Source organism: Flavobacterium psychraerolatum (assembly GCF_025960985.1).
Lineage (GTDB): Bacteria > Bacteroidota > Bacteroidia > Flavobacteriales > Flavobacteriaceae > Flavobacterium.
Genome location: NZ_JAOQMX010000027.1, coordinates 38,822 through 62,833 on the forward strand (window position 1 = coordinate 38,822; position 24,012 = coordinate 62,833).

A 24,012-nucleotide genomic window follows, 5' to 3' on the forward strand; every position below is an offset into this window, starting at 1 on the left:
CATCTTAAACTAAAAACAATGTCAAATAAGATTAATAAAATAGGAGTTTTGACTTCAGGTGGAGATTCACCTGGAATGAATGCTGCTATTCGTTCTGTTGTTAGAACTTGTGCTTATCATAAAATTGAATGTGTAGGTATATATAGAGGTTACCAAGGAATGATTGAAGGTGATTTTACCGATATGGGCCCACGTTCTGTAAATAATATCGTGAATAAAGGTGGTACTATTTTAAAATCAGCTCGTTCAACTGAATTCAGAACTGCAGAAGGACGTAAGAAAGCTCATGAACAATTACTAAAAGCGAACGTTGATGCATTAGTAGTTATTGGTGGTGATGGTACTTTTACAGGAGGATTACTTTTTAATTCAGAATATAATTTTCCAATCATAGGGATTCCAGGAACTATTGATAATGATATTTTTGGAACAACTCATACACTTGGTTATGATACTGCTTTGAATACTGTTGTAGAATGTATTGATAAAATTAGAGATACAGCTATTTCTCATAACCGCCTTTTCTTTGTAGAAGTGATGGGTAGAGATGCAGGACATATTGCATTGAATGCAGGTATTGGAGCTGGAGCTGAAGAAATCTTGATTCCTGAAGAAAAATTAGGGTTAGATAGACTTTTAGAATCTTTAAAGAAAAGTAAAGCTTCTGGTAAATCATCAAGTATTGTTGTGATTGCTGAAGGAGATAAAATTGGTAAGTCAGTTTTTGAATTAAAAGATTACGTTGAAACTAATTTACCAGAATATGATGTAAGAGTGTCTGTTTTGGGTCATATGCAAAGAGGAGGTTCTCCTTCTTGTTTTGATAGAGTTTTGGCGAGCCGACTTGGTGTGAAAGCGGTTGAGTCTTTGATGGAAGGTAAGTCAAACTATATGGTAGGTTTACAAAACAACAAAGTAGAGCTAACACCATTGGAACAAGCAATTAAATCAAAATCAGAAATTGATATTGAATTGTTACGCGTTTCAGATATTATGTCTACATAATATTTATAAAGAGAGAATAAACAATAATAATTAAATAAAGAAGAAATGTCAAAAGTAAAATTAGGAATAAACGGATTCGGTAGAATTGGTAGAATTGTATTTAGAGAGTCTTTTAACAGAGACAATGTAGAGGTTGTAGCAATCAACGATTTATTAGATGTTGATCACTTAGCTTACTTATTAAAATATGATTCAGTTCACGGTCGTTTTAATGGTACTGTTGAAGTTAAAGAAGGACAACTTTTTGTAAATGGAAAAAACATCCGTATTACTGCTGAAAGAAATCCAGCTGACTTAAAATGGAATGAAGTTGATGTTGATGTAGTTGCTGAATGTACTGGTTTCTTTACAACTGTTGAAACTGCAAATGAGCATATCAAAGGTGGTGCTAAGAAAGTAATTATTTCTGCTCCTTCTGCTGATGCTCCAATGTTTGTAATGGGAGTAAATCATACTGAAGCAAAAGCTTCTGATTTAATCGTTTCTAACGCTTCTTGTACTACTAACTGTTTAGCTCCATTGGCTAAAGTTATTAATGATAACTTCGGAATTGTTGAAGCTTTAATGACTACAGTTCATGCTACAACTTCTACGCAAATGACTACTGATGGTCCTTCTAGAAAAGACTGGAGAGGTGGACGTGCTGCATCTTGTAACATCATCCCATCTTCTACAGGAGCTGCAAAAGCAGTTGGAAAAGTAATTCCTGAATTGAATGGAAAATTAACTGGTATGGCTTTCCGTGTTCCTACAACAGATGTATCTGCTGTAGATTTAACGGTAAAAGTAGCAAAAGAAACTTCTTACGAAGAAATCATGGCTACATTGAAAAAAGCTTCTGAAACTACAATGAAAGGTGTTTTAGGATTTACTGAAGATTTAGTTGTTTCTCAAGATTTCGTAGGTGATTCAAGAACTTCTATCATCGATGCTAATGCAGGAATTGGTTTGAATTCTACTTTTTTCAAAATCATCTCTTGGTATGATAATGAATATGGATATTCTAGTAAATTAATTGATTTATCTGTACATATTACAGGATTAAAATAATCAACTATTTAAAATAGAAAAAATCCCGTTATAAATAGTAACGGGATTTTTTTTTATAAGAGAAATAAATTATCTTTCATTCAAATAAAAGAATAACCATAAAATAACCATAAAGCATGAGATTATTAGTAGATAGTGGTTCAACCAAAGCAGATTGGATTGCAATAGATGATAGTGGAAAGATATTGTTTACAACACAAACATTAGGCTTAAATCCCGAAGTTCTAAGTAAAGAAGTGATTATAGAGCGTATCAATGATCGTTTTGATCTTCAGCAAAGTAAAGATGATGCAACACATTTATATTTTTACGGTGCAGGATGTGGCACTGATAAAATGAAAAATTCACTAACTACCGTCTTTAAAGAATATTTTTCTAATGCTACAACTGTTGTAGTTGAAGAAGATACGTATGCTGCAGTATATGCAACTACTCCCAAAAATGAAAAAGCTATTGTTTGTATTCTTGGTACAGGATCGAATTGTAGTTATTTTGATGGTGAAGTTTTACATCAAAAAGTACAATCATTAGGTTATATTATTATGGATGATTGTAGTGGTAATGTTTTTGGAAAAGAGTTAATCAGAAAATATTATTTCAATAAAATGCCAAAAGAATTGGTGGTTGAATTTGAAAAAGAATATAAATTAGAAGCTGATTTTTTAAAAACAAAATTATATAAGGAGCCGAACCCTAATGCTTTCATGGCTACATTTGCGAAATTTTTAATTCAACATAAAGATACGGAATTTTGTAAAAAAATTATATTTAAAGGAATGAAGTCTTTTGTGAAAAATTATGTAAAACAATATGATAATTGCAAAGACGTTCCAGTACATTTTGTAGGCTCAATAGCATATTATTTAAGGGAAGAATTACAAATTACTTTTGATAAATACGGACTTCAATTGGGGAATGTGTTAAGAAGACCAATTGATGGTTTGATTGCATACCATATTGAAAACAAATAAAATTCATTATATATTATGGAAATAGCAATTATTGCACACGATGGTAAAAAGGTAGATATGGTTCAATTCTTGAATAAAAATATTGAAATTTTACAAACTGAAAAAATTAAATTAATAGCTACTGGTACTACTGGTGGAAAAGCTGTAAAAGCAGGTTTTAAGGTCAAAAAGATGCTTTCTGGTCCTATGGGTGGTGATGCGCAAATTGCTGCCAGAGTAGCAGAGGGGAAAACAAAAATGGTTTTGTTCTTCAAGGACCCTCTTGCTAGTCATGCACACGAAGTAGATATAAATATGCTACTTAGAGTTTGCGATGTACACAATGTGCCTATTGCAACAAACGAAGCCTCGGCACAGTTGTTATTGAATGCGATTACTATTGAATAGCAATCATAGAAATTTCTACATTAACGTTTTTTGGCAAACAGGCTACTTGAACCGTTTCACGAGCTGGAGCGGTTTTTTCATTTAAATAGGATCCGTAAACACTATTGATACTAGCAAAGTCATTCATATCGGTGATGAATATAGTTGTTTTTACCACTTGTTCAAAAGTCATTCCTGCTGCTTCTAGTACTGCCTTTAAATTTTCCATTACTTGCTTAGTTTCGGCAATAATAGTTTCCATTACCAATTCATTATTTTTGGGATTTATGGCGATTTGACCAGAGATATACAAGGTGTCTTTGTGTAATACAGCTTGGTTATAAGGGCCGATAGGTGCAGGAGCATCTTCTGTAAAAATAATCTTTTTCATCTGTTTTTTTTTATCGCTATTCATAAGTTAATATATAAAAAATTATTTTTTAAAGCTTAGTCAAAAAAATTTCATAAGTAGTTGAAAGGTATAAAAAAATCATAATATTAACGTCGCACTGCACTATTTTTATTCCATTTTATATCACTAAGTACGCCAGATTTGATTCCTATAAAGAAATTCCAGTTGGCATTAGTTCCAAAAGGTGTCCAGTTAAAACTCATTCTCCAACTTGCTAAATCACGTTCAAAACGAAGTTGTGTATAGGTAACTCCTTTTTGGACAAAATCGTATCCTGTAGAGACACCAACTTTCCATTTTGGAGTTAAGTCTGTATTTGCAGAAATCATTACAGAATTACCTGTTATTGTTTTTTCTCTATTGCTATTTCCATACGTAAGGGAGTAAGCAAAGGTCATGTCCCATGGCAAATTTGAATGAAAAAACTCGGATATTTTATCATCTCCTTTTTCTTCGCTACCATCAAACTGACTTTTTTGATTGTTACCGAATCCATTATTAGTTCCAAATAAATCATCTTCTCGACCACCATTTCTTGTAGTTTGAGAATTTTTCTCCTCTTTTTGTTTGTCTTTACTCGAAATAGCATAATTTAATGTCATGTTTGCACTAGTCATTCTAAATAGGCTTCCTCCATTATCAATGTTAAAGGTATTAATTCTAGTCCCCGAGTTATTGATAGCGTAGGGATCAAGTGTGGCACCAAAATTCATATTTAATTTATCTTTGAAAAATTGGGTTCCACCACTAACACGAACTGGTGACCAAGCTAAGGTATTGACACCATCTGCATTCAAATCATAACTAGTAGAGAAGTTCAAGTTGTTTATAAGCATAATTTTTTTAGGCTCTACCTTTGTACTATCTCTATCGGTTACTTTAGCTTCAAAAGTATTACTAATTGAGATACCTAGATTACTAGAATTGGTAAGTCCAGGAGCACCGTAGATTCCGTTTTCAAATCGGGAATATTTTTGCATTGTTCCACTTGCATCTGTAGCATAGGTATCATAATACTTTTCGAAACTAGGAGTATAGCTATAGGATAGTGACGGACGCATGACGTGTCTTATAGATTTAATCCTTTTATCGTCTCCAAAATTAAATGTTCCATACACGGTAGTTCCTAAACTAGAAGAGAAGGAATAAGTTCTAAAAGCATCAAAACCACTTTGAATTTCATCAACAACAGCATTTTTGTCTGTGTCGTAATATCTTTTTAATGTTTTTAAATACCAAACTTCTTCATAGTTGGCAGAAGTCGTAGCACTAAAATACTTAAATAGTTTAAAGTTGGTACTAATAGGAATACTTTGTTGTGCCCCTACTTTCGCGTCTCTGAACATTTGTGGTTTAAAAAATAGAGAATCTGATGTAGTTATACTATTTCTGGCATTTAAATTATATTGAAAATTTATATTTTTTATAAAACCTTTTTTGACGTCATCTTTCCCTGCAAAAGGATAGATACGATCTACACTTAATTGAAGTGTAGGTAAGGTCATGTCAATGCTTTCTGTTTGTGTGTTTTGAGAATGCGTGGCTGTAAGTGACATACGCACCTCAGGAATGGAATTAAATGTCTTAGAATAGGAAACAGATGAACTTAATGTATTATTTAAATTTGACCCTACGTTGGCTTGATTAATTGATTGCCTGAAATATTTACTACTTCCCAGATTGACCGAAGCCGAAAAACTAGAATTAGGATTTGCTTTGGCATCTCTAGAGTGTGACCACTGAATATTGTAGATTTTTTGTTTCGAATAATCTGGAAATCCACGCTCACTAGAAATTAAGTTTTCATATCTGAAATTGATGTTTCCTCTATAATTGTATCTTTTTGCATAAGCAGACTCAAAACGCATACCATAACTTCCGTTGGTATAATAATCCCCCATTACTGTCAAATCATATTTATCACTTAACGCAAAATAATATCCTCCGTTTTGTAATGAAAAACCTCTTGTGTTAGAATCATTATAACTAGGTAATAAAATTCCTGAAACACTAGTTTCTTTACTCATAGGAAAATAAGCAAACGGTAAGGCTATAGGGGTTGGAACGTTTGCAATAACCATATGAGTCAAACCGGTAATAACTTTTTTTCCTGGAATGAATTTTACTTTGCTAGTTTGAAAGTAATATTCAGGATTATCAATGTTGGTAGAGGTAGTGAAACGAGCATTCTTTAGAAAGTAAACGGAATCATTTTCTTTCTTTGAAATTTGAGCTTTTACTTTAAATTCACCTTGGTCAGTTCTTGAATTCCAGATTAATGCTTTTTTTGTTTTAAAGTTAAATCGAATAGAATCTGGTTCGATAACATTTGCACCTTGTTTAAAGTTAGGATATTGTGTAAATCTTCCAGTTGAATCTTTTATTCTTCCTGCATAAACTTCATTTTTTTCATAATCCAAAATGATGATACCGGATTTCAATTCAATATCTTGATAATAAAGTTCAGCCTTATCATAGAGGGTAATATGCTTTTTCTTTTGGTCAATTTTTGAATATTGATCAGCTTTATACCTTACTTTCCCTGCTAGAATAGCTTTATTAGACGTCAAGGTGTCTTTTTTTGGTAGGCTGTCTATTGGTTTTATGTCCGGAATATTTTTTGAGCTCGAAGTTTTAACCGTCTTATCTGCTTGTTTTATAGCAGGTATAGCAGTTGTTTTTTTGGGCAACTCTTGTGAATATAAATTAGTATATCCAATACTTAGGAGAAGCGATAGTAAAACGATATTAAATAAGTTTGTCTGCAAAGGTTTAAATACTATTTTTGTAAAAAATTATGGCTCGCTATTTGAACTTGCAAACTTACATATTATTTTTGCCAAAAATAATCAATTGCCTAAATTATAGCGGTAGCTTTTCAATTAAATTAACTTTATAAAGTATGTGCACTTTCAATAAAATAAAAGTATTTTTTACTTTTCTTACAATTATAGCCACTCATTCTATTTATAGTCAATCTGGTATTTTTAAGGTTACACTTGATGCTGGACACGGTGCTCATGATTTTGGAGCAGTTTATAATGGACATGTTGAAAAGAATATTGCCTTGGCGATTGTATTGAAGGTTGGTAAAATGCTAGAAGCATATCCCAAAATAGATGTAAATTATACTCGTAAAACAGATGTTTTTATTGATTTAGTCGAAAGAGCCAATATAGCAAACAGAGATAACGCAAGCATATTTGTCTCTATTCATTGTAATGCGAATAAAAATACTTCTGCAGATGGAACGGAAACTTATGTAATGGGTATGAATAAAATTGCATCCAATCTAGAAGCTGCCAAAAAAGAGAACTCTGTTATCACATTAGAAAAGGATTATAAAAGAAAATACGAAGGGTTTGATCCTAATTCTCCTGAAACTATGATTGGTATGAAGCTGATGCAAGAGGAATATCTTGAAAATAGTATATCATTAGCTAGTAAAGTTGAAGATGAATTTGAGAAGCTTGGGAAGAAAATAAGAGGAGGAGGAGTCAAACAAGCTCCTTTTATGGTTCTACACAAAGCTTACATGCCTAGAATATTAATTGAAACTGGTTTTATTTCAAACCCTGTTGAAGGAAGTTTATTAGATTCAGAAAAAGGACAGTTAGAGGTTGCACGAGCAATTACTAATGCTATTATGCGTTATAAAAATGAATATTATGGTTCGGGTAATGAAACGATTGAAATAGCAAAACCAACACCAAAACCAGTAGCCAAAGATACTTCAGTCCCAGCGAGAAGCACTGTAGATTCTGTAAAAGCAATTGTTGCTGCTACACAATCTAATTCTGATGCCGTTTTCAAAATTCAAATTACAGCTATCAGTAAAAAGTTAGCATTAACACGAAAGAATTTTAAAGGTTTAAATAATCTATCTGTTGATTATGATAAAAATTTATACCGCTACATGTACGGAAAGACTTCAGATTATAATGAAGCTAAAAAATTATTGGAGGAAGCAAAAGCTAAAGGATATCAATATGCTTTTATAACCGCTTTTGTTGGTGGAAAAAAAGTGAGTGTGCAAGATGCTATCAAATAACATTAGGTTATGAAATTTTTATATTAAATTTGTAATAAATACATATATTTTGAAATTATCAAGAGAAATTAAAACGGCAATATTAGTAATTGCATCTATATTATTATTTATTTGGGGATACAGTTTTTTAAAAGGGAGAGATTTATTCTCTAATTATAAAACATTCTATGTTGAGTATGATAATGTAGAAGGTTTAGCACCATCTGCACCTATTACTTTAAATGGTTTGGTGATCGGTAAATTGAACGGTATCACAATCAGTGAAACTACTGGTAAATTATTGGTGCAGCTTCGAATTAAAACAGATTTCCCTATTTCCAAATCTAGTGCAGCTATCATTTATGAACCTGGATTTATTGGAGGTAAACAAATTGCTATTGAACCTAACTTTGACGACAAAACCTTGGCTGTAACGGGTGATAGACTGAGTGGAAAAGTACGCAAAGGTCTTACTCAAAAACTAGGTGATCAATTGGAACCTCTACAAGCAAAAGTTGAAAAACTGATAAGTAATGCAGATCAATTAATTTCGGGTATTAATAATGTACTAGATCAAAAAACACAACAAGATTTAAAGAAAAGTTTAGCAGAGTTAAGTCAAACTATGGAACAATTTCATAAAGCATCTGCTAATGTAAATACGATTCTGGATGATAATAAAGTTCAGATAAAAGGTATGGTAACTAATTTTAATAAGGTTTCTGGTAATTTTTCTAAAATTTCAGATTCGATTAATAAAGCTAACATAGGTAGAACGATTAGAAATCTAAATGCTACCTTAGGCAAAGTTAATGGAATTGTGGCCGGTATGGAATCGGGTAAAGGGACAATGGGTAAATTATTGAATGATGATGTATTATACAATAATTTTAGTAAAACCTCAAAAGAATTAGAATTATTACTTCAAGATTTAAGGTTGAATCCAACTCGTTATGTAAATGTATCTCTTTTTGGGAAAAAGAATAAGCCATATGTTGCACCACCTGTAAACGATACACTTTCCAAAAATAAAAAATAATATTATGGATTATTTAGATAACTTGTTCTTTGCGATTTTATTAATTTGTGGTTTTGGTTATTTTTTTATGAATATAAAAAAGATAAACCGTAACATCAATTTAGGTATTGCTATTGATCGAAAAGACAATCCGCAAGCACGTTGGAAGAACATGGCCATGATTGCACTAGGGCAATCCAAAATGGTTAAAAGGCCTGTTGCAGGAATTCTTCATATCATTGTTTATGTTGGTTTTGTAATTATCAATATCGAATTATTAGAAATAATTATTGATGGACTTTTTGGTACACATAGGATTTTCTCTTCGATGGGAGCACTTTATGGTGTTTTAATCGGTTCGTTTGAGATATTGGCTTTATTAGTCTTAGTGGCTGTTATTATTTTTTGGATTCGTCGAAATGTTATTAAAATTAAACGATTCATAAATCCAGATTTAAAGGGCTTTCCAAAAAATGATGGAAATTATATCTTATATTTCGAAATGGTCTTGATGACTTTATTTTTGCTGATGAATGCAACTGATACTCATTTTCAAGGAAGTAATTCAGGGAATTTGATTTCACAGTTTATAGCACCGCTCTTTTCTAATATGTCAGCAAGTTCTCTTGAAATCATCGAAAGAAGTGCGTGGTGGTTACACATCTCTGGAATTTTGGTTTTTTTGAATTATCTTTATTTCTCAAAACACCTTCATATTCTACTAGCTTTTCCAAACACTTATTTTGCAGACTTAAATCCATTGGGACAATTAAGTAATTTGGAGGCAGTAACCAAAGAAGTGAAATTGATGATGGATCCAACAGCAGATCCGTTTGCAGCTGCTGCTCCAGCAGAGGGAGAAGTACCAGCCAAATTTGGTGCGAGTGACGTACAGGACTTAAATTGGGTACAATTGTTAAATGCATATACCTGTACTGAATGTGGTCGTTGTACATCGGTTTGTCCAGCCAATCTTACTGGTAAAAAATTGTCTCCACGTAAAATTATGATGGATACTAGAGATAGATTGGAAGAAGTAGGTAAAAATATCGACGCCAATAAAGGTCTTTTTATTCCAGATAATAAAACTTTATTAAACGACTACATCACTCCAGAAGAATTATGGGCTTGTACTTCTTGTAATGCTTGCGTAGAAGAATGTCCAGTAAATATTAGTCCACTTTCTATTATTATTGATATGCGTCGTTACTTGGTAATGGAACAAAGTGCTGCTCCAATGCCTATTAATGCTATGATGACCAATGTAGAAAATAATGGTGCACCATGGCAGTACAATCAACAAGATCGTCTGAACTGGAAAAACGAAAATTAGAAAAATTTATAGTTTTTTGAATAAAAAATAAAAAGTGTTTCAATAGTATTCTGTAGCGGAAGTCTATTTTTTTAAAAAGCAAACACTTAGTATCAAAATAATCATAGTGATTCCTTAAAGGGTTGAACAATATAAAAAAAGTAACATGTCTGAAAATTTAATCGTCCCTACAATGGCAGAAATGCTAGCACAAGGAAAACAACCAGAAGTTTTGTTTTGGGTAGGGTGTGCAGGAAGTTTTGATGATAGAGCCAAAAAAATTACTAAAGCTTTTGTACGTATTCTGAATCGTGCAAATGTTCCTTTTGCCGTTTTGGGTACGGAAGAAAGCTGCACTGGTGACCCAGCAAAAAGAGCAGGGAATGAGTTTTTATTTCAAATGCAAGCGATGATGAACATTGAGGTTCTGAATGCCTATGAAGCAAAAAAAATCGTTACGGCTTGTCCACACTGTTTTAATACCTTGAAGAATGAATATCCCGAACTGGGGGGGGAATACGAAGTAGTACATCATACTGAGTTCTTGAAATCATTGCTAGACGATGGAAGATTAACCATTGAGGGAGGACAATTTAAAGGAAAAAGAATTACTTTTCATGATCCTTGCTATCTTGGTAGAGCTAATAAAGTATACGAAGCTCCAAGAGAATTAATTGAGAAATTAGATTCTGAGCTAGTTGAAATGAAAAGATCTCGTGCTAATGGTCTATGTTGTGGTGCAGGTGGAGCGCAAATGTTTAAAGATGCTGAGCCAGGTAATAAAGAAGTAAATGTTTTAAGAACAGAAGATGCACTTGAAACAACTCCAGAAATCATTGCAACGGGTTGTCCATTTTGCAATACCATGATGACTGACGGAATCAAAAATAAGGAGAAAGAAGGTGATGTTAAAGTAATGGACATCGCTGAGTTGATTGCCAATGCGCAGGATTTGTAAGATAAATTTCAAAATGTCTTAAGTCAAAAATTGATAATAAGTAAAATATTCTTAACTCCATAATTTTAATTATAGGTTAAGTTTAAAATAAAATAAAAATACCATGTACGTACCTTTTGAAAATTTACCCGAAGAATCGAGAATTTGGATTTACCAATCCAATAGAAAATTTTCGGATGTGGAGATGGCTGATATTGAAAGAGATTTAAAAGTTTTCTTAGAAAGCTGGGCTGCTCACGGTACTAGTTTAGAATCTTCGTACCAATTGAAGTACAATAGATTTATCATCTTGGCAGTAAACCAGGATGTTCAAGCTGCAACGGGTTGTTCTATTGATTCATCCGTAGAATTTATCCAATCGTTGGAACAAAAATATAGTGTTGATTTGTTAGACAAAATGAATGTTACCTTCAAACAAGGTGAACATATTGCACACAAACCACTTATTGACTTTAAAAAAATGGTCAAAGACAAGTCAGTTACAGAGAATACAATTGTTTTTAATAATTTAATCAATAACGTACAAGAATTCAATGAGTCTTGGGAGGTTGAAGCTGCAGACAGCTGGCACAGTCGTTTCTTTTAATAAAGAATTGTTACAAAAAGATAAAAGAGGCTCATTGGCCTCTTTTTTTTTCAGTCAATCCAAGTCGTTGTTTATGCTTACCATCTTATTTTGGGCGTATAGCTTTGTAATTTCGATAGCTATCGGGAATGCGTCACGTTATCCGTTACAAGTTCTCAACAAATTCTGGTACCGCTTCACTTGTTTTTGGGATTTTCAATTCTATCATTCATGCAAACTTGTACTATCTCACTTCATAATTCCATATACCTTCAAATTATGAATTATAAGCTCCCGAAGAATACGTTAATTCGTAGCTATGTGTATAAACTTCAAATACAATTCCAAATGGATCTTGTACATAACACATTCTGTAAGGTTTGTCATTAGGGTAGTATTCTCTAATTGGCATTCTCTGTTTTCCACCATGAGCCACTATTTTTTCTATCAAAGCTTCAATTTCTGGATCTTGAATACAGAAATGGAAAAGTCCTGTGTTGAACGGGCTAAATTCGGGAGCTTCTTTTTTTCCATTCGGAAATGAAAACAATTCAATTCCTATTCCATCTGAAGTGGATAAATGTGCAATTTCAAATTCTTCCCAATCATCACCAAATACATCAATACACATTTGGCCAATGGCAGTTTCTTTCTCTTTCAATACTTTTGATGGTTCCATGATTACATACCATCCCATTACTTCAGAATAAAATTGTACTGCTTGTTTGATATCTGGGACTGTAAGTCCGATATGTGAAAATGATTTTGGATAGGTGTTATTTGTTTTCATATTTCTTCTTTTTGAATACAAAATTAGATTATATTAGCCTTATTGGCAATAACTTACCCAAAAGTGATATAGTAACCTAAAGGAGTAAAATGCTGTTTATCAATAAGTAATAGTTTAAAATATGAGCGAAATAAAATATTGTCCACTTAATTATACCATGAATTTAATTGGAACAAAATGGAAACCACTTATATTATTTCATTTATTAGAGGGCGGACTTCGTTCTGGTATTTTGCAAAAAAAGATTGATGGGATATCAAACAAAATGTTCACGCAAACCGTAATAGAATTAGAAGCTGATAGCTTAGTCAAAAGGATTGTGTATCCTGTAGTACCGCCGAGAGTAGAATATGAATTGACAGAAAAAGGAAAATCATTGGAAGCTATTTTAAGAAGTTTAGATCAATGGGGTATTGAACAAAGCGAACAAAATTCGTAGAACTGATCAATACGTACAAAGTGGATGTGCTTATTAAAAACAATAACTGTTGATACTGTAATGAAACAGTTTGTGTATGGGTAATTTTTACCCAAGAAGAATTATGGATTTTCTGATCATCTTAATCCTAAACGATAAGATTCTAGCTAGTTATGTTTCGATACGTTAATAAACCATATTTTAAGTAGGATCTTTAATCATTCAAATTTTAGTAAATGTAAAAGTGGGTAATTTTTATACAGTTCATTAAGTATTGTTTTTTATAATCACTTGTAATTGTGTTAGTTAAGGAATAGGCACATGTATTGCTATTTGTTTATCGAAAATAAGTATAAGATAAAAACTAGCGCTATATGAAAACACAAGATGTAAAATTTACAGATAATTCGATCCTTTCGAATGATGTACAAAACAATGTAAAGGTTCCACAAGATAATTCAAAAATAACAAGTCAAATAGTATTGCTTTCGACTATGTTATTGTTAATCAGTGGTGCAACTGTAGTTTATAATTTGCAACCTGAATTTTACGATTTTAATGAAAGCCGTCTTAATTCACCTATTGGTTTTGCTTTTTTGGCGGTTACCTTAGCAATTGCTGCTTTCAAGCTTTCTTTTTTAGTGTATAATATCTATTTGTATTTTACTTATAAACCTATTGAATCTGTAAGTGATGATGAATTGCCAACTATTACAGTTATAGTTCCAGCATACAATGAAGGTAATTTGGTTTATTCGACTTTGTTGAGCATTGCTAATAGTGATTATCCACAACATAAATTGGAGATTCTTGCTATTGATGACGGAAGTAAAGATGATACTTGGTTTTGGATGAAGAAAGCAAAAATGGAACTTGGAGACCGCGTAGTGGCCTTACAACAACCAAAAAATGCAGGAAAGAGACAAGCATTGTACCGTGGTTTTAATTTAGGTACAGGTGCTGTATTTGTAACCATTGATAGTGATTCGATTATAGAAAAAAATACGTTGCGTAATTTAGTTAGTCCGTTTGTAGTAGATAAAGAATGTGGTGCGGTTGCGGGTAATGTGAGAGTTTTAAATAACGAAAAAGCGATATTGCCAAAAATGCTGAATGTAAGTTTTGTGATGAGTTTTGAATTTGTTCGCTCAGCAGAGAGTCAATTAGGGAGTGTTTTATGCACACCTGGTGCACTTGCTGCCTACAAAAGAGAAGAAGTTTTTGCTTGTTTACCAAATTGGATTCATCAAGAATTTATGGGTAGACCTTCAGATATTGGCGAAGATCGCGCAATGACCAATATGATTTTGAAACAAGGTAAAAAAGTACTTTTTCAACGCAATGCCATCGTACTTACTGATGTTCCAGAGCAATACAAAGGATTATATAAAATGTTTATTCGTTGGGGTAGAAGTAATGTTCGTGAAAATTTAGCCATGTCACAATTTGTCTTCAAAAATTTTAAAAAAGGAAATAAAGTAGGAACAAGATTATTATTTTTAAATCAGTTCTTAACTATTGTAATGACATATCCATTTATAATTTTTATGTTGTACTTTATAGTTGTTCATCCAATATTGTTTTTGAGTTCAACTTTGTTGGGAATATTGATTGTATCTAGTTTTCCAGTTTTGTTTTATGCTAAAAAATATAGCGCATCAGAGTCACTATGGGCTTATGCTTATAGTGTTTTATATACTTTTGGATTGTTCTGGATTTCCCCGTATGCTATTGCAACCGCTGGTAAAAGTGGTTGGTTGACTAGAGAAATTGCTGTAAAATAAAATAAATTCAAGTAATAATAGAAAAGCCACTGTACTAGTGGCTTTTTCTGTTTTTTATCATCGTGGATTGCATGTCTAACCTCAATTAGGATAGTTTAATTAAATGTGCAAGGTTATTATTAATTATTCAGCTATTAATTGTTTGATTTCCTTTTCCAGTGAAAGACCGTATTGGTAGCCGTAATCGAATATGGCGTCAATTTTTCGAAGACCAAACATGTGAAACTGACTCATGTTAGGTGGTTCGATAAATAAATCACAGTGTTGAATTTTATCTTGTAAGGTATTTCTAAGAAGTAAATGTACAGTGCGATCAACGATTGTATTCAAATGTAATTCTTGAATATCTTTTTGAACTGAATTTACCGAGACACCAATTATCTTTTCGCATTTGTGCAACAAAGGATCAATTGGAAAATTATCCAAAACACCGCCGTCAATATAAGAGCGTCCTTGATAATGTACCGCTTCAAAGATCATTGGTATGCAGCTCGAAGCCATTATTGATTGTGACAAATCGCCTTCTGAAAAATAAGTTATTTCTCCGGCTAATATATCTGTCGCAGCTATGTAGAGCGGAATCTTCAAGTCAGAAAAAGAATTGCTAGGGAAGTAGTCATGATAGATTTTTTCAAAGCCTTTCATAGAAAATATGCCTTGTTTTTTTCGAATAGTACGAGAAACATTAAAAAAGTGTCCATTTTTTATGATAGAAACAATTTCGTCAATCGCATAACCATGTGCGTAGAAGGCGCCTGCAATGGCACCAGCACTTGTACCTGAAATCACTGATGGCTGAATTCCGAAATCTTCCAAAGCTTTCAAAACTCCCAAATGAGCAATTCCCCGAACGCCACCACCCGATAGTACAATTCCTATTTTATATTTCATTTGTAATGCTACTTATTTGAAGTGTAGTAAAAGAGGTTTTATCTTCCAAAAACGAAGTTATAAAAATATTTGTTTTATTGATCGCAATTTGGAAATACTATTTCCAAACGAAACTAAATTCGGTTGATTTTTAGCTGCAAAATAGTACTATATTTAAAGATTTTTTATTCAGATTTCATCTTTTAGATTTAACTTAATTTTACCTTTTATTGTGTCATTTTTGCTTAATTTGCGGTCTATATTAAAATGAATAGATGAGAATTGCAATTGTTTGTTACCCAACCTTTGGGGGAAGTGGTGTTGTCGCTACAGAGTTAGGATTAGAGTTAGGTCGTATGGGGCATGAGGTACATTTTATAACCTACAGTCAACCCGTGCGTTTGGCTTTATTAAACCCTAATGTACATTATCACGAAGTAAATGTTCCAGAATATCCTTTGTTTCATTATCAACCTTATGAGTTGGCATTGTCTAGCAAATTGGTAGATATGGTAAAATTGTACAATATTGAAATTTTACATGTGCACTATGCAATTCCACATGCCTATGCGGGTTATATGGCACGACAAATGTTGAAACAAGCCGGAATTCATATCCCAATGGTGACCACTTTGCACGGGACAGATATTACCTTGGTTGGTAACCATCCCTATTACAAACCAGCTGTAAGCTTTAGTATTAATAAATCAGATGTGGTAACGTCTGTTTCACAAAGTTTGAAAGAAGATACCTATAGATTATTGAATATCAAAAGAGATATTCATGTGATTCCGAATTTTATCGAATTAGACAAAAACACCCTTGATCCACATATTCCTTGTCGTCGTTCTGTAATGGCTGAGAATGGTGAAAGGATTATAACGCACATCAGTAATTTTAGAAAAGTAAAACGAATTCCGGATATTATTCGAATATTCGATAAAATACAACAAAAAATTCCTGCCAAATTAATGATGGTAGGTGATGGTCCTGAAAAAGAAAAAGCAGAATTATTATGTCAAGAATTAGGTATTTTGGATAAGGTGATTTTCTTTGGAAATAGTAATGAAATTGATAAAATTCTAAGTTATTCAGATCTTTTTTTATTACCGTCAGAGACCGAAAGTTTTGGACTAGCAGCTCTTGAAGCTATGGCTTGGGGAGTTCCAGTAATTTCTAGTAATTCTGGAGGCTTACCAGAAGTAAATTTCCCTGGTATATCTGGTTATTTAAGCGATGTAGGAGAAATAGATGAAATGGCTGAGAATGCACTTAAAATTTTAAGTGATGATTTAGTATTGTGCGAATTCAAGAAAAACGCCTTAGAAGTGGCCAAGAAATTTGATATTAAAAACATTTTACCTCTTTACGTGAACTTGTATGAGGAAGCTTTGAAAAAATATGCTAAAAAATATGCTAAAAAATCAAAGTCAGTTTTGAAGTAAAATTTGTTACATGAAAAAATTAGGTATTTTATTCTTTTTGCTTTTCTTAATTTCATGTGGCTCGATAGTAGTTGAAAAAAATAAAATACAGCCTTTGTATGAAGTATTGACACAACAAGCTAAAGGTGGAGCCAATATCAAGTTTTTTGAAATACTTAGTGAACCCGATGAAATAAAAATGTTGTTAAACGATGCTGTATTAAGAAAAAAAATAAATTCGAGTGATATTCAAAATTCAAATTTTTTAATTTTGAATATGGGAGAGAAAGCGACGGATGGCTATAAAATAGGAGTGGAAAAGTTTCAGCAAACTAAAGATTCTATTATCATTACAGTAAAAGAAACGGAGCCTGGTTCTGATGATATGGTCACGCAAGGAATTACATATCCATACTGTGTTTTGAAGATAAATTCAAAAAAAGCAATTCGAATTAAATAAAAAATGCCGCTCAAATTAATTTGAGCGGCATTTTTATTACGTACTATTCTTTAGTTAAATTGGTATCTCAGTGATAATGCAACATCAGATCCGTAATTGTTTTTGTAATATCCGGATCCACCAAATTCAGGACGGAAATCTAAAGAGATTAAAAGTGGAATAGGGAAATTATATTCAATTCCGATATCTCCTGCAGCATAAACAAATGAATTGCTTTCTTTTTTGTAGCTGTAAGTACCAGCACCAGCACCTACACCTGCATACCAATTGAATCCTTGTTCAATATTCCAAACCCATTGGTAGATACCTGTTAGCTTGAAAGCATCTACGTTTTTACTATTTCTCCAGCCCAAATCTAATTCTAGTCTGTTGTCTCTAGACAAAGCTCTTTGGTAAGATACTTCCCCACCAAAACCGTTATTATCACCAAAACGTAATCCTAAAGCATTTTTGGAAATCTCCTGGGCTTGTGTGTTAAATGCCAATGTCACTAGCATAATAGCTGATAAAATAAGTCTTTTCATAATTTAATAATTTTTCATACAATATTATATTAATTGCATAACGGCGAAAATATAACAAATTATTGGGAATTATTAAAAATAATATATTGATTTTAAGAATATTTAATTGTAAAGAGTTATTGCATTTGATTTATTTGGAAAACAAAATAGAAGCAATGAGCTTGGTATTTAATATTTCTTCATCATCTGTAGTGTTTATCGTTTCTGCATAATAGGTTTCATCATAGCGTCTCAATTTCCATTTTTTACGATTGTACTCAAGTGAGGTTAAATTTTCTACCCAATCTCCAGAGTTTAAATAAAGAGTACTCCCGTTTTTATTTATCTTCTGGATCATTTTAGGTTCATGTATGTGACCACAGATAACATAATCATATTTGTTTTCTATCGCTAGCTCGGTAGCAGTTTCTTCAAAATCAGAAATATGTTTGACGGCTTTTTTAACACTTGCTTTTATTTTTTTCGAAAAAGAATATGGTTCTTTTCCGATTTTATCTAAACACCAATTGACAAAGCGATTGATTAAAATTAAATAATCGTAACCTAAGCCACCTAATTTGGCAATCCATTTGGCATGGTTTACGGAAGCATCAAAAACATCTCCATGAAAAATCCATGCTTTTTTTCCATCTAATTCCAAAACTAGTTTGTCTACCAATGATAGATTCCCCATATTAAGGTCGCTGAATTTGCGTAGCATTTCATCGTGATTACCTGTAATGTAATAGACTTTTGTACCTTTTGAAGCAAAACTGATGATTTTTTGAATCACTTTTAAATGGGCCTTAGGAAAGTAGGATTTTCTAAATTGCCATATGTCTATTATATCTCCGTTTAAAACCAAAATGTTGGGTTTTATCGAGTTTAAATATTTGTAGAGTTCTTTGGCATGACTACCATAAGTCCCTAAGTGTGTGTCTGAAATTACTACTAATTCAACTTTTCTTTTTTTCAATGTATTCTTATTTGAATTATTGCAAATTAAAGGCATTGATAGTTTATGAATTGAAAGTTAAGGTTAAGATACAAGAGTCAATATTAATTCAAAGTCAATTTTTATAATTCATAGCAAATTTTCTAGTTTAACGATCCCAGAGTTTGAAAAATGTCTATTTTTTTGATTTATATTGAATGCATAATCCGTATAAAATAGTATTTTTGTTGAAAATTAAATATAATGGCAGGAAATAGCTTCGGTACACTATTTAGATTAACAACATTTGGAGAATCACACGGAGAAGCCTTAGGGGGAATTATAGATGGATGTCCGTCTGGAATAACTTTAGATTTTGATGCAATTCAGCTAGAAATGTCTAGGAGAAAACCAGGGCAATCGGCTATTGTAACCCAAAGGAAAGAACCAGATGATGTACAATTTTTATCAGGAATTTTTGAAGGAAAAACAACTGGAACTCCAATTGGTTTTATTATACCAAATACCAATCAAAAATCAGATGATTACTCTCATATCAAAGACAATTACAGACCAAGTCATGCTGATTATGTATATGATCAAAAGTATGGTGCGAGGGATTATCGCGGAGGTGGAAGAAGTTCAGCTCGTGAAACAGCCAGTAGAGTTGTAGGTGGAGCAATTGCAAAACAAATGTTGCCGGAGATAAAAATTAATGCCTATGTTTCTTCTGTAGGACCTATCTATCTAGAGAAACCTTATCAAGATTTGGATTTTACTAAAATTGAAAGTAATCCAGTTCGTTGTCCAGATGAAGCTTTGGCTGCAGAAATGGAAGAATATATTCGTGAAATTCGCAAAGAAGGTGATACCGTTGGTGGTACTGTAACCTGTGTAATTCAAAATGTACCAATTGGGTTGGGGGAGCCTGTTTTTGACAAATTACACGCTGATTTAGGAAAAGCAATGCTATCGATTAATGCTGTAAAAGGTTTTGAATTTGGTAGTGGATTTTGCGGTTCAAAAATGAAAGGTAGTGAACATAATGATTTGTATAATCAAGATGGAACAACCAAAACAAATCTTTCAGGAGGTATCCAAGGGGGAATTAGCAACGGAATGGACATCTATTTTAGAGTAGCGTTTAAACCGGTTGCAACTATTATGAAAAAACAAGAGTCACTAGATAATCAAGGAAATATTACCGAGATGACAGGGAAAGGTCGTCATGACCCTTGTGTTGTACCACGTGCAGTTCCTATTGTAGAAGCTATGGCCGCTATCGTTTTGGCTGATTTCTACTTAATTAATAAAACTTATAAATAAGGTTTATCTGTAATTTAATAGAATATTTATATTGTTTTTTTAACAGTATAATGATTTTTTAAAAGGTGTAGCTTAATTACTAATTAAGCGCGCCTTTTTTTGTATCTTTTAATCAAATTTAAAAACGCTTACTAAGAATGATAAAAAAACTAGAACTACATTGGAAAATATTAATCGGAATGATTGCAGGATTGCTTTTTGGTTTCCTAATGAAAAATTTAGAACAAAAAGGAATAGTAGTAGATTGGATTAAACCATTTGGGACCATCTTCATTAATTTGCTAAAAATGATTGCAGTCCCTTTGATTGTAGTATCCTTAATTGTAGGATTGGCCGATTTGAAAGATATTTCTAAGCTTTCAAAACTAGGTGGACGTACAGTATTGTTCTATATGGGGACAACCATATTTGCCGTCAGTTTAGGATTGGTTCTTGCTAATATTGTTAAACCCGGCCGTTTCATTAATGAAGCATCAAGAAAAAGTTTATTAGAAAATTTTTCAGGTGATGCTTCCCAGAAAATAGATTTGGCAGAAAAAGCTAAAACTAGTGGACCATTACAACCAATGATTGATATTGTTCCAGATAATTTTTTTAAAGCTTTGTCTGATAATGGAAGTATGCTTCAGGTAATTTGTTTTGTAATTCTATTAGGTATAGGATTGATCTTAATTGAAGAAGAAAAAGCAAAACCTGTAGTTGATTTTTTTAAGGGTTTAAATGATGTTATTATGAAAATTATAGATGTCATTATGTTATTTTCACCCTATGGTGTATTTTCTTTAATGGCGGCTTTAATGGTTGAAATACCAGATTTTTCTACATTGGCAGCATTAGGAATTTACGGATTAACAGTACTTTTAGGGTTATTGATTATGGTTTTTGTACTCTATCCTACATTGTTAATTGTATTTGCAAAAGTAAATCCAATTCAGTTTTTTAAAGCTATAGCACCAGCTCAATTATTAGCTTTCTCAACAAGTTCAAGTGCAGCTACACTTCCTGTTACAATGGAATGTGTAACAGAACATGTAGGCGTAGATGAAGAAGTTTCAAGTTTTGTATTACCATTGGGGGCTACTGTAAACATGGATGGAACAAGTATGTATCAGGCTGTTGCAGCAATCTTTATTGCACAAGCTATGTTGCCTCATTCCTTGGATTTACATACCCAATTGATGATTGTAGTAACTGCTACCTTGGCATCAATAGGTTCTGCAGCAGTGCCTAGTGCAGGTATGGTAATGCTCGTAATCGTGTTGGGACAAGCAGGAATTCCAGAAGCTGGTCTAGCACTTATTTTTGCTATTGATAGACCATTAGATATGTGTAGAACTGTTGTAAATGTTACCAGTGATGCTACAGTTGCTACAATTGTTGCCAAATCTGTGGGGAAATTGAAACAATTTCCTTTAGAAAAATAATGTAAAGAGTTGTAAAGTATATCTTTTAATGTATATTTGGTTAACTTCTAAAAATTATGTTAAAATTATATTTTATAATAAGTGTTTTTACTTCATTATTAACTTCTGAAGTACTTGTTGATACAATTAACAAAATTCCTACTAGGCAAGAAGTGTTAAAATTAACAGAAGATGCTTCTAGTTTGCTTGATCAGTCTAATTTTGAAAGATCTTTTATTGCCTCTAAGTTAGCACTACACTATGCCTTAATAAGAAAAGATAATTTGCTAATTGCTAGAGCTTATAATATAATCGGTTCCAATTACGGAAAGCTTTCAGAATACGATAAAGCCATTTACAATTACAATAAAGGATTATTATATGCTCAAAAAGGGAATAATGATACTATCAAAAACTGTATTTATAATAACCTTGGAAATATTTATTGTTTTGAAAAAAAGGATTATAAAAAGGGATTATTATTTTTAAAGAAAACACTACTCTTTGATGAGAAAAATAAGGATACTGCAAAGATTGTTTTAACAAAACTAAATATTACTTGGGCATATTTTGATAATGCTTCCTATAAAGAAGGTATAGAATATTTAGATTTTATAAATAAAAATAGTACTAAATATGGTAATGAATCGGATGCTATTATTGTAAATATGCTTAATGGAATGTATGCTGGTTTTATTAATAAAGATATTGAAGCAGAAGCTTTTTTCTTTAAAGCAATCCAGTTAGGAGAACATTCAGAGCAAAATGAGGATTTGTCATTTGTATTTCTAGAGTACTCAAAATATTTATTCAAAAAAGGTGACTACAAAAATGCATACATTTATTTGGTTTCTTATAATAAATTGACAAAACAAATTAATAATTCTGAAAATATTAAAAGAGCCAAGCGTGTAGGTATAGATATTGAACTTGAAGGGTATAAAAGAAAAGTTGATTCGATAACTGCGGTTAATACTTTACAAGAGCAAGGTATAAAAAAAACAAAGATTATTGTTGGGTTATTCATTATTGTAATTATTATTTTGTTATTACAAATGTACACGCTCTATAAGAATTACCTTTTTAAGAAAAAATCAATTCAAGATTTAACTCGTAGTAATGCTGATTTAATCGTTGCTAAAGAAATGGCAGATGAGTCTTCAAGACTGAAAACTCAATTTGTCTCTACCATCACTCATGAATTGAGAACACCTTTATATGGTGTAGTGGGGATTACAAATATGCTATTAGAAGAGCATAAGGAATTAGAAAATAGTCCGCATCTTAATTCTCTAAAATTTTCGGCTAAATATTTATTAACCTTAATAAATGATGTTTTACAAATAAATAAAATCGAAGAAAATAGAATTGTATTACAGAGTTTAACATTTAATATTTCAGATGAAATTAAAATGATTATAAACTCCTTATCGTTTATTGCCAAAGATCATAATAATACAATCGAAATAGATTTAGATCCTAATATACCAGATTTATTAATTGGTGATAAATTAAGGTTTTCTCAAATTTTAATAAATTTATTGAGTAATGCTTTGAAATTTACCAATCATGGAAAAGTTTTTATTATTGTAAAATTGATTAGCGTCGAAGGAAATACTAATTTGATTGAATTTAATATTAAAGATACAGGTATAGGAATAGCGAGAGAGGACCATTCAAAGATTTTTGATAAATTTACACAAGTAGGTAGAAAAGAGCTAGATTATCAAGGAACAGGTTTAGGCTTGCCTATAGTACAAAAATTGTTAGAGTTATTTAAAAGTACTATACATTTACATAGCGAAGTGGGTCATGGTTCTACATTTAGTTTTGTAATAGGTTTTGATACTGATTTACATAGTATAGGTACCATGAATAATTATAATGAGTTGGAAACTTCTGAAAGTCAATTATTTTCAGTTTTGGTCGTTGATGATAATACTATTAATAGAATGGTAACCAAAAAAATTATTGAAAATAACAACAATACTTGTACAGTTGTAGAATCTGGTTATGATGCAATTGAACTTTTAAAAATAAATGAATTTGATGTAATTTTGATGGATATCAATATGCCAGTAATGAATGGTTTTGAAGCAACTCGTTTTATTAGAAAAATGGGAATTACAATTCCTATAATAGCTTTAACTGCTTTTAGTAAAGAAGAAGTTGCAGAGGAATCTAAATCATCCGGGATGAATGATATTATAGTAAAACCATTTGAATCTACAGTTTTATTTAAGACGATCTCTCGACTTATTTTAAATAATTAGTATTTAAAAATGAAAAAATAACATAAAAAAACGCTTTATTTTTATAGAGGGCACTGAAAAAGTCTTTCTAATAAATTGACACATAAAAAGGAGTAGATATCTATGGATTTCTACTCCTTTTTTCTTATATTTAAGTCTAA

General features: G+C 31.9%; 22 protein-coding genes. 16 read left to right on the forward strand and 6 right to left on the reverse strand.

The window, feature by feature from the left end; all coding sequences use genetic code 11:
• Positions 1 to 18 precede the first annotated feature (18 nt).
• The 4 genes from pfkA to M2326_RS11095 all read left to right on the forward strand — a co-directional run bounded on the left by pfkA (position 19) and on the right by M2326_RS11095 (position 3,413).
• Positions 19 to 1,005: a 6-phosphofructokinase gene (pfkA, locus tag M2326_RS11080; protein WP_264619626.1), complete on the forward strand. Its 987-nt coding sequence runs from the start codon at positions 19 to 21 to the stop codon at positions 1,003 to 1,005.
• A gap of 45 nt (positions 1,006 to 1,050) precedes the next feature.
• A complete protein-coding gene (gene gap / locus M2326_RS11085) occupies positions 1,051 to 2,055 on the forward strand; it encodes a type I glyceraldehyde-3-phosphate dehydrogenase (RefSeq protein ID WP_108741187.1) in 1,005 nt (334 codons plus the stop codon).
• Between the two features lie 116 nt (positions 2,056 to 2,171).
• Positions 2,172 to 3,026 carry an N-acetylglucosamine kinase gene (locus tag M2326_RS11090; protein WP_264619627.1) on the forward strand — a complete coding sequence of 285 codons (855 nt, stop codon included), beginning with the start codon at positions 2,172 to 2,174 and terminating at the stop codon, positions 3,024 to 3,026.
• Positions 3,027 to 3,041: 15 nt separating this feature from the next.
• Entirely contained in the window at positions 3,042 to 3,413 is a 372-nt protein-coding gene (locus M2326_RS11095; RefSeq protein ID WP_264619628.1) for a methylglyoxal synthase, read from the forward strand.
• Here M2326_RS11095 and M2326_RS11100 read toward each other — a convergent pair.
• Both M2326_RS11100 and M2326_RS11105 read right to left on the reverse strand, forming a co-directional pair.
• Positions 3,403 to 3,783, reverse strand: coding sequence for a RidA family protein (locus M2326_RS11100; protein WP_264619629.1), 381 nt, complete (start codon positions 3,781 to 3,783; stop codon positions 3,403 to 3,405). The genes M2326_RS11095 and M2326_RS11100 overlap by 11 nt on opposite strands.
• Before the next feature lie 107 nt (positions 3,784 to 3,890).
• Positions 3,891 to 6,572 (reverse strand): putative LPS assembly protein LptD, encoded by a 2,682-nt coding sequence (locus tag M2326_RS11105; protein ID WP_264619630.1) that lies wholly within the window; start codon positions 6,570 to 6,572, stop codon positions 3,891 to 3,893.
• Positions 6,573 to 6,706: 134 nt separating this feature from the next.
• Between M2326_RS11105 and M2326_RS11110 the strand changes: the two genes are divergently transcribed.
• From M2326_RS11110 to M2326_RS11130, 5 genes are all read left to right on the forward strand, one after another.
• A complete protein-coding gene (locus tag M2326_RS11110) occupies positions 6,707 to 7,855 on the forward strand; it encodes an N-acetylmuramoyl-L-alanine amidase family protein (RefSeq protein ID WP_264619631.1) in 1,149 nt (382 codons plus the stop codon).
• 49 nt (positions 7,856 to 7,904) lie between these two features.
• Positions 7,905 to 8,873, forward strand: coding sequence for an MlaD family protein (locus M2326_RS11115; protein ID WP_264619632.1), 969 nt, complete (start codon positions 7,905 to 7,907; stop codon positions 8,871 to 8,873).
• Between the two features lie 4 nt (positions 8,874 to 8,877).
• The gene (locus M2326_RS11120; RefSeq protein ID WP_264619633.1) at positions 8,878 to 10,185 is read left to right on the forward strand and encodes a 4Fe-4S dicluster domain-containing protein; all 1,308 of its coding nucleotides are present in this window, start codon (positions 8,878 to 8,880) and stop codon (positions 10,183 to 10,185) included.
• A gap of 145 nt (positions 10,186 to 10,330) precedes the next feature.
• Positions 10,331 to 11,122: a (Fe-S)-binding protein gene (locus M2326_RS11125; RefSeq protein ID WP_264619634.1), complete on the forward strand. Its 792-nt coding sequence runs from the start codon at positions 10,331 to 10,333 to the stop codon at positions 11,120 to 11,122.
• A gap of 103 nt (positions 11,123 to 11,225) precedes the next feature.
• Entirely contained in the window at positions 11,226 to 11,708 is a 483-nt protein-coding gene (locus M2326_RS11130; RefSeq protein ID WP_264619635.1) for an ABC transporter ATPase, read from the forward strand.
• Between the two features lie 256 nt (positions 11,709 to 11,964).
• Here M2326_RS11130 and M2326_RS11135 read toward each other — a convergent pair whose 3' ends face one another.
• Positions 11,965 to 12,477 carry a lactoylglutathione lyase family protein gene (locus M2326_RS11135; RefSeq protein WP_264619636.1) on the reverse strand — a complete coding sequence of 171 codons (513 nt, stop codon included), beginning with the start codon at positions 12,475 to 12,477 and terminating at the stop codon, positions 11,965 to 11,967.
• Between the two features lie 121 nt (positions 12,478 to 12,598).
• Between M2326_RS11135 and M2326_RS11140 the strand changes: the two genes are divergently transcribed.
• On the forward strand, positions 12,599 to 12,916 hold the full coding sequence (locus tag M2326_RS11140; protein WP_264619637.1) for a winged helix-turn-helix transcriptional regulator: 318 nt from the start codon (positions 12,599 to 12,601) through the stop codon (positions 12,914 to 12,916).
• 353 nt (positions 12,917 to 13,269) lie between these two features.
• On the forward strand, positions 13,270 to 14,679 hold the full coding sequence (locus M2326_RS11145; RefSeq protein WP_264619638.1) for a glycosyltransferase family 2 protein: 1,410 nt from the start codon (positions 13,270 to 13,272) through the stop codon (positions 14,677 to 14,679).
• Positions 14,680 to 14,802: 123 nt separating this feature from the next.
• Here the strand turns inward: M2326_RS11145 and M2326_RS11150 are convergent, their stop codons facing one another.
• A complete protein-coding gene (locus M2326_RS11150) occupies positions 14,803 to 15,570 on the reverse strand; it encodes a patatin-like phospholipase family protein (protein ID WP_264619639.1) in 768 nt (255 codons plus the stop codon).
• Between the two features lie 254 nt (positions 15,571 to 15,824).
• Here M2326_RS11150 and bshA point away from each other — a divergent pair, with 254 nt between their 5' ends.
• Together bshA and M2326_RS11160 are read left to right on the forward strand one after the other, a co-directional pair.
• Positions 15,825 to 16,994 carry an N-acetyl-alpha-D-glucosaminyl L-malate synthase BshA gene (gene bshA / locus M2326_RS11155; RefSeq protein WP_264619640.1) on the forward strand — a complete coding sequence of 390 codons (1,170 nt, stop codon included), beginning with the start codon at positions 15,825 to 15,827 and terminating at the stop codon, positions 16,992 to 16,994.
• A gap of 10 nt (positions 16,995 to 17,004) precedes the next feature.
• Entirely contained in the window at positions 17,005 to 17,433 is a 429-nt protein-coding gene (locus M2326_RS11160) for a protease complex subunit PrcB family protein (protein ID WP_264619641.1), read from the forward strand.
• 50 nt (positions 17,434 to 17,483) lie between these two features.
• Here the strand turns inward: M2326_RS11160 and M2326_RS11165 are convergent, their stop codons facing one another.
• Positions 17,484 to 17,957, reverse strand: a complete 474-nt coding sequence (locus M2326_RS11165) for a hypothetical protein (protein WP_264619642.1) — start codon at positions 17,955 to 17,957, stop codon at positions 17,484 to 17,486.
• A 130-nt stretch (positions 17,958 to 18,087) separates the two neighbouring features.
• Positions 18,088 to 18,912 (reverse strand): UDP-2,3-diacylglucosamine diphosphatase, encoded by an 825-nt coding sequence (locus M2326_RS11170; RefSeq protein WP_264619643.1) that lies wholly within the window; start codon positions 18,910 to 18,912, stop codon positions 18,088 to 18,090.
• A 222-nt stretch (positions 18,913 to 19,134) separates the two neighbouring features.
• Here M2326_RS11170 and aroC point away from each other — a divergent pair, with 222 nt between their 5' ends.
• The 3 genes from aroC (at position 19,135) to M2326_RS11185 (ending at position 23,872) form a co-directional block, all read left to right on the forward strand.
• Positions 19,135 to 20,196 (forward strand): chorismate synthase, encoded by a 1,062-nt coding sequence (gene aroC / locus M2326_RS11175; RefSeq protein WP_264619644.1) that lies wholly within the window; start codon positions 19,135 to 19,137, stop codon positions 20,194 to 20,196.
• Positions 20,197 to 20,336: 140 nt separating this feature from the next.
• The gene (locus M2326_RS11180) at positions 20,337 to 21,620 is read left to right on the forward strand and encodes a dicarboxylate/amino acid:cation symporter (protein ID WP_264619646.1); all 1,284 of its coding nucleotides are present in this window, start codon (positions 20,337 to 20,339) and stop codon (positions 21,618 to 21,620) included.
• A gap of 56 nt (positions 21,621 to 21,676) precedes the next feature.
• Positions 21,677 to 23,872, forward strand: coding sequence for a response regulator (locus M2326_RS11185; protein ID WP_264619645.1), 2,196 nt, complete (start codon positions 21,677 to 21,679; stop codon positions 23,870 to 23,872).
• Positions 23,873 to 24,012 lie beyond the last annotated feature (140 nt).

What these genes read in the sequence shown, in the direction of transcription:
- gap (WP_108741187.1), top strand. Translation starts at nt 1,051, where the DNA reads ATGTCAAAAGTAAAATTAGGAATAAACGGATTCGGTAGAATTGGTAGA.
- M2326_RS11110 (WP_264619631.1), top strand. Translation starts at nt 6,707, where the DNA reads ATGTGCACTTTCAATAAAATAAAAGTATTTTTTACTTTTCTTACAATT.
- M2326_RS11140 (WP_264619637.1), top strand. Translation starts at nt 12,599, where the DNA reads ATGAGCGAAATAAAATATTGTCCACTTAATTATACCATGAATTTAATT.
- pfkA (WP_264619626.1), top strand. Translation starts at nt 19, where the DNA reads ATGTCAAATAAGATTAATAAAATAGGAGTTTTGACTTCAGGTGGAGAT.
- M2326_RS11120 (WP_264619633.1), top strand. Translation starts at nt 8,878, where the DNA reads ATGGATTATTTAGATAACTTGTTCTTTGCGATTTTATTAATTTGTGGT.
- M2326_RS11090 (WP_264619627.1), top strand. Translation starts at nt 2,172, where the DNA reads ATGAGATTATTAGTAGATAGTGGTTCAACCAAAGCAGATTGGATTGCA.
- aroC (WP_264619644.1), top strand. Translation starts at nt 19,135, where the DNA reads ATGGCAGGAAATAGCTTCGGTACACTATTTAGATTAACAACATTTGGA.
- M2326_RS11150 (WP_264619639.1), bottom strand. Translation starts at nt 15,570, where the DNA reads ATGAAATATAAAATAGGAATTGTACTATCGGGTGGTGGCGTTCGGGGA.
- M2326_RS11130 (WP_264619635.1), top strand. Translation starts at nt 11,226, where the DNA reads ATGTACGTACCTTTTGAAAATTTACCCGAAGAATCGAGAATTTGGATT.
- M2326_RS11185 (WP_264619645.1), top strand. Translation starts at nt 21,677, where the DNA reads ATGTTAAAATTATATTTTATAATAAGTGTTTTTACTTCATTATTAACT.
- M2326_RS11145 (WP_264619638.1), top strand. Translation starts at nt 13,270, where the DNA reads ATGAAAACACAAGATGTAAAATTTACAGATAATTCGATCCTTTCGAAT.
- M2326_RS11160 (WP_264619641.1), top strand. Translation starts at nt 17,005, where the DNA reads ATGAAAAAATTAGGTATTTTATTCTTTTTGCTTTTCTTAATTTCATGT.
- bshA (WP_264619640.1), top strand. Translation starts at nt 15,825, where the DNA reads ATGAGAATTGCAATTGTTTGTTACCCAACCTTTGGGGGAAGTGGTGTT.
- M2326_RS11135 (WP_264619636.1), bottom strand. Translation starts at nt 12,477, where the DNA reads ATGAAAACAAATAACACCTATCCAAAATCATTTTCACATATCGGACTT.
- M2326_RS11095 (WP_264619628.1), top strand. Translation starts at nt 3,042, where the DNA reads ATGGAAATAGCAATTATTGCACACGATGGTAAAAAGGTAGATATGGTT.
- M2326_RS11165 (WP_264619642.1), bottom strand. Translation starts at nt 17,957, where the DNA reads ATGAAAAGACTTATTTTATCAGCTATTATGCTAGTGACATTGGCATTT.
- M2326_RS11125 (WP_264619634.1), top strand. Translation starts at nt 10,331, where the DNA reads ATGTCTGAAAATTTAATCGTCCCTACAATGGCAGAAATGCTAGCACAA.
- M2326_RS11100 (WP_264619629.1), bottom strand. Translation starts at nt 3,783, where the DNA reads ATGAAAAAGATTATTTTTACAGAAGATGCTCCTGCACCTATCGGCCCT.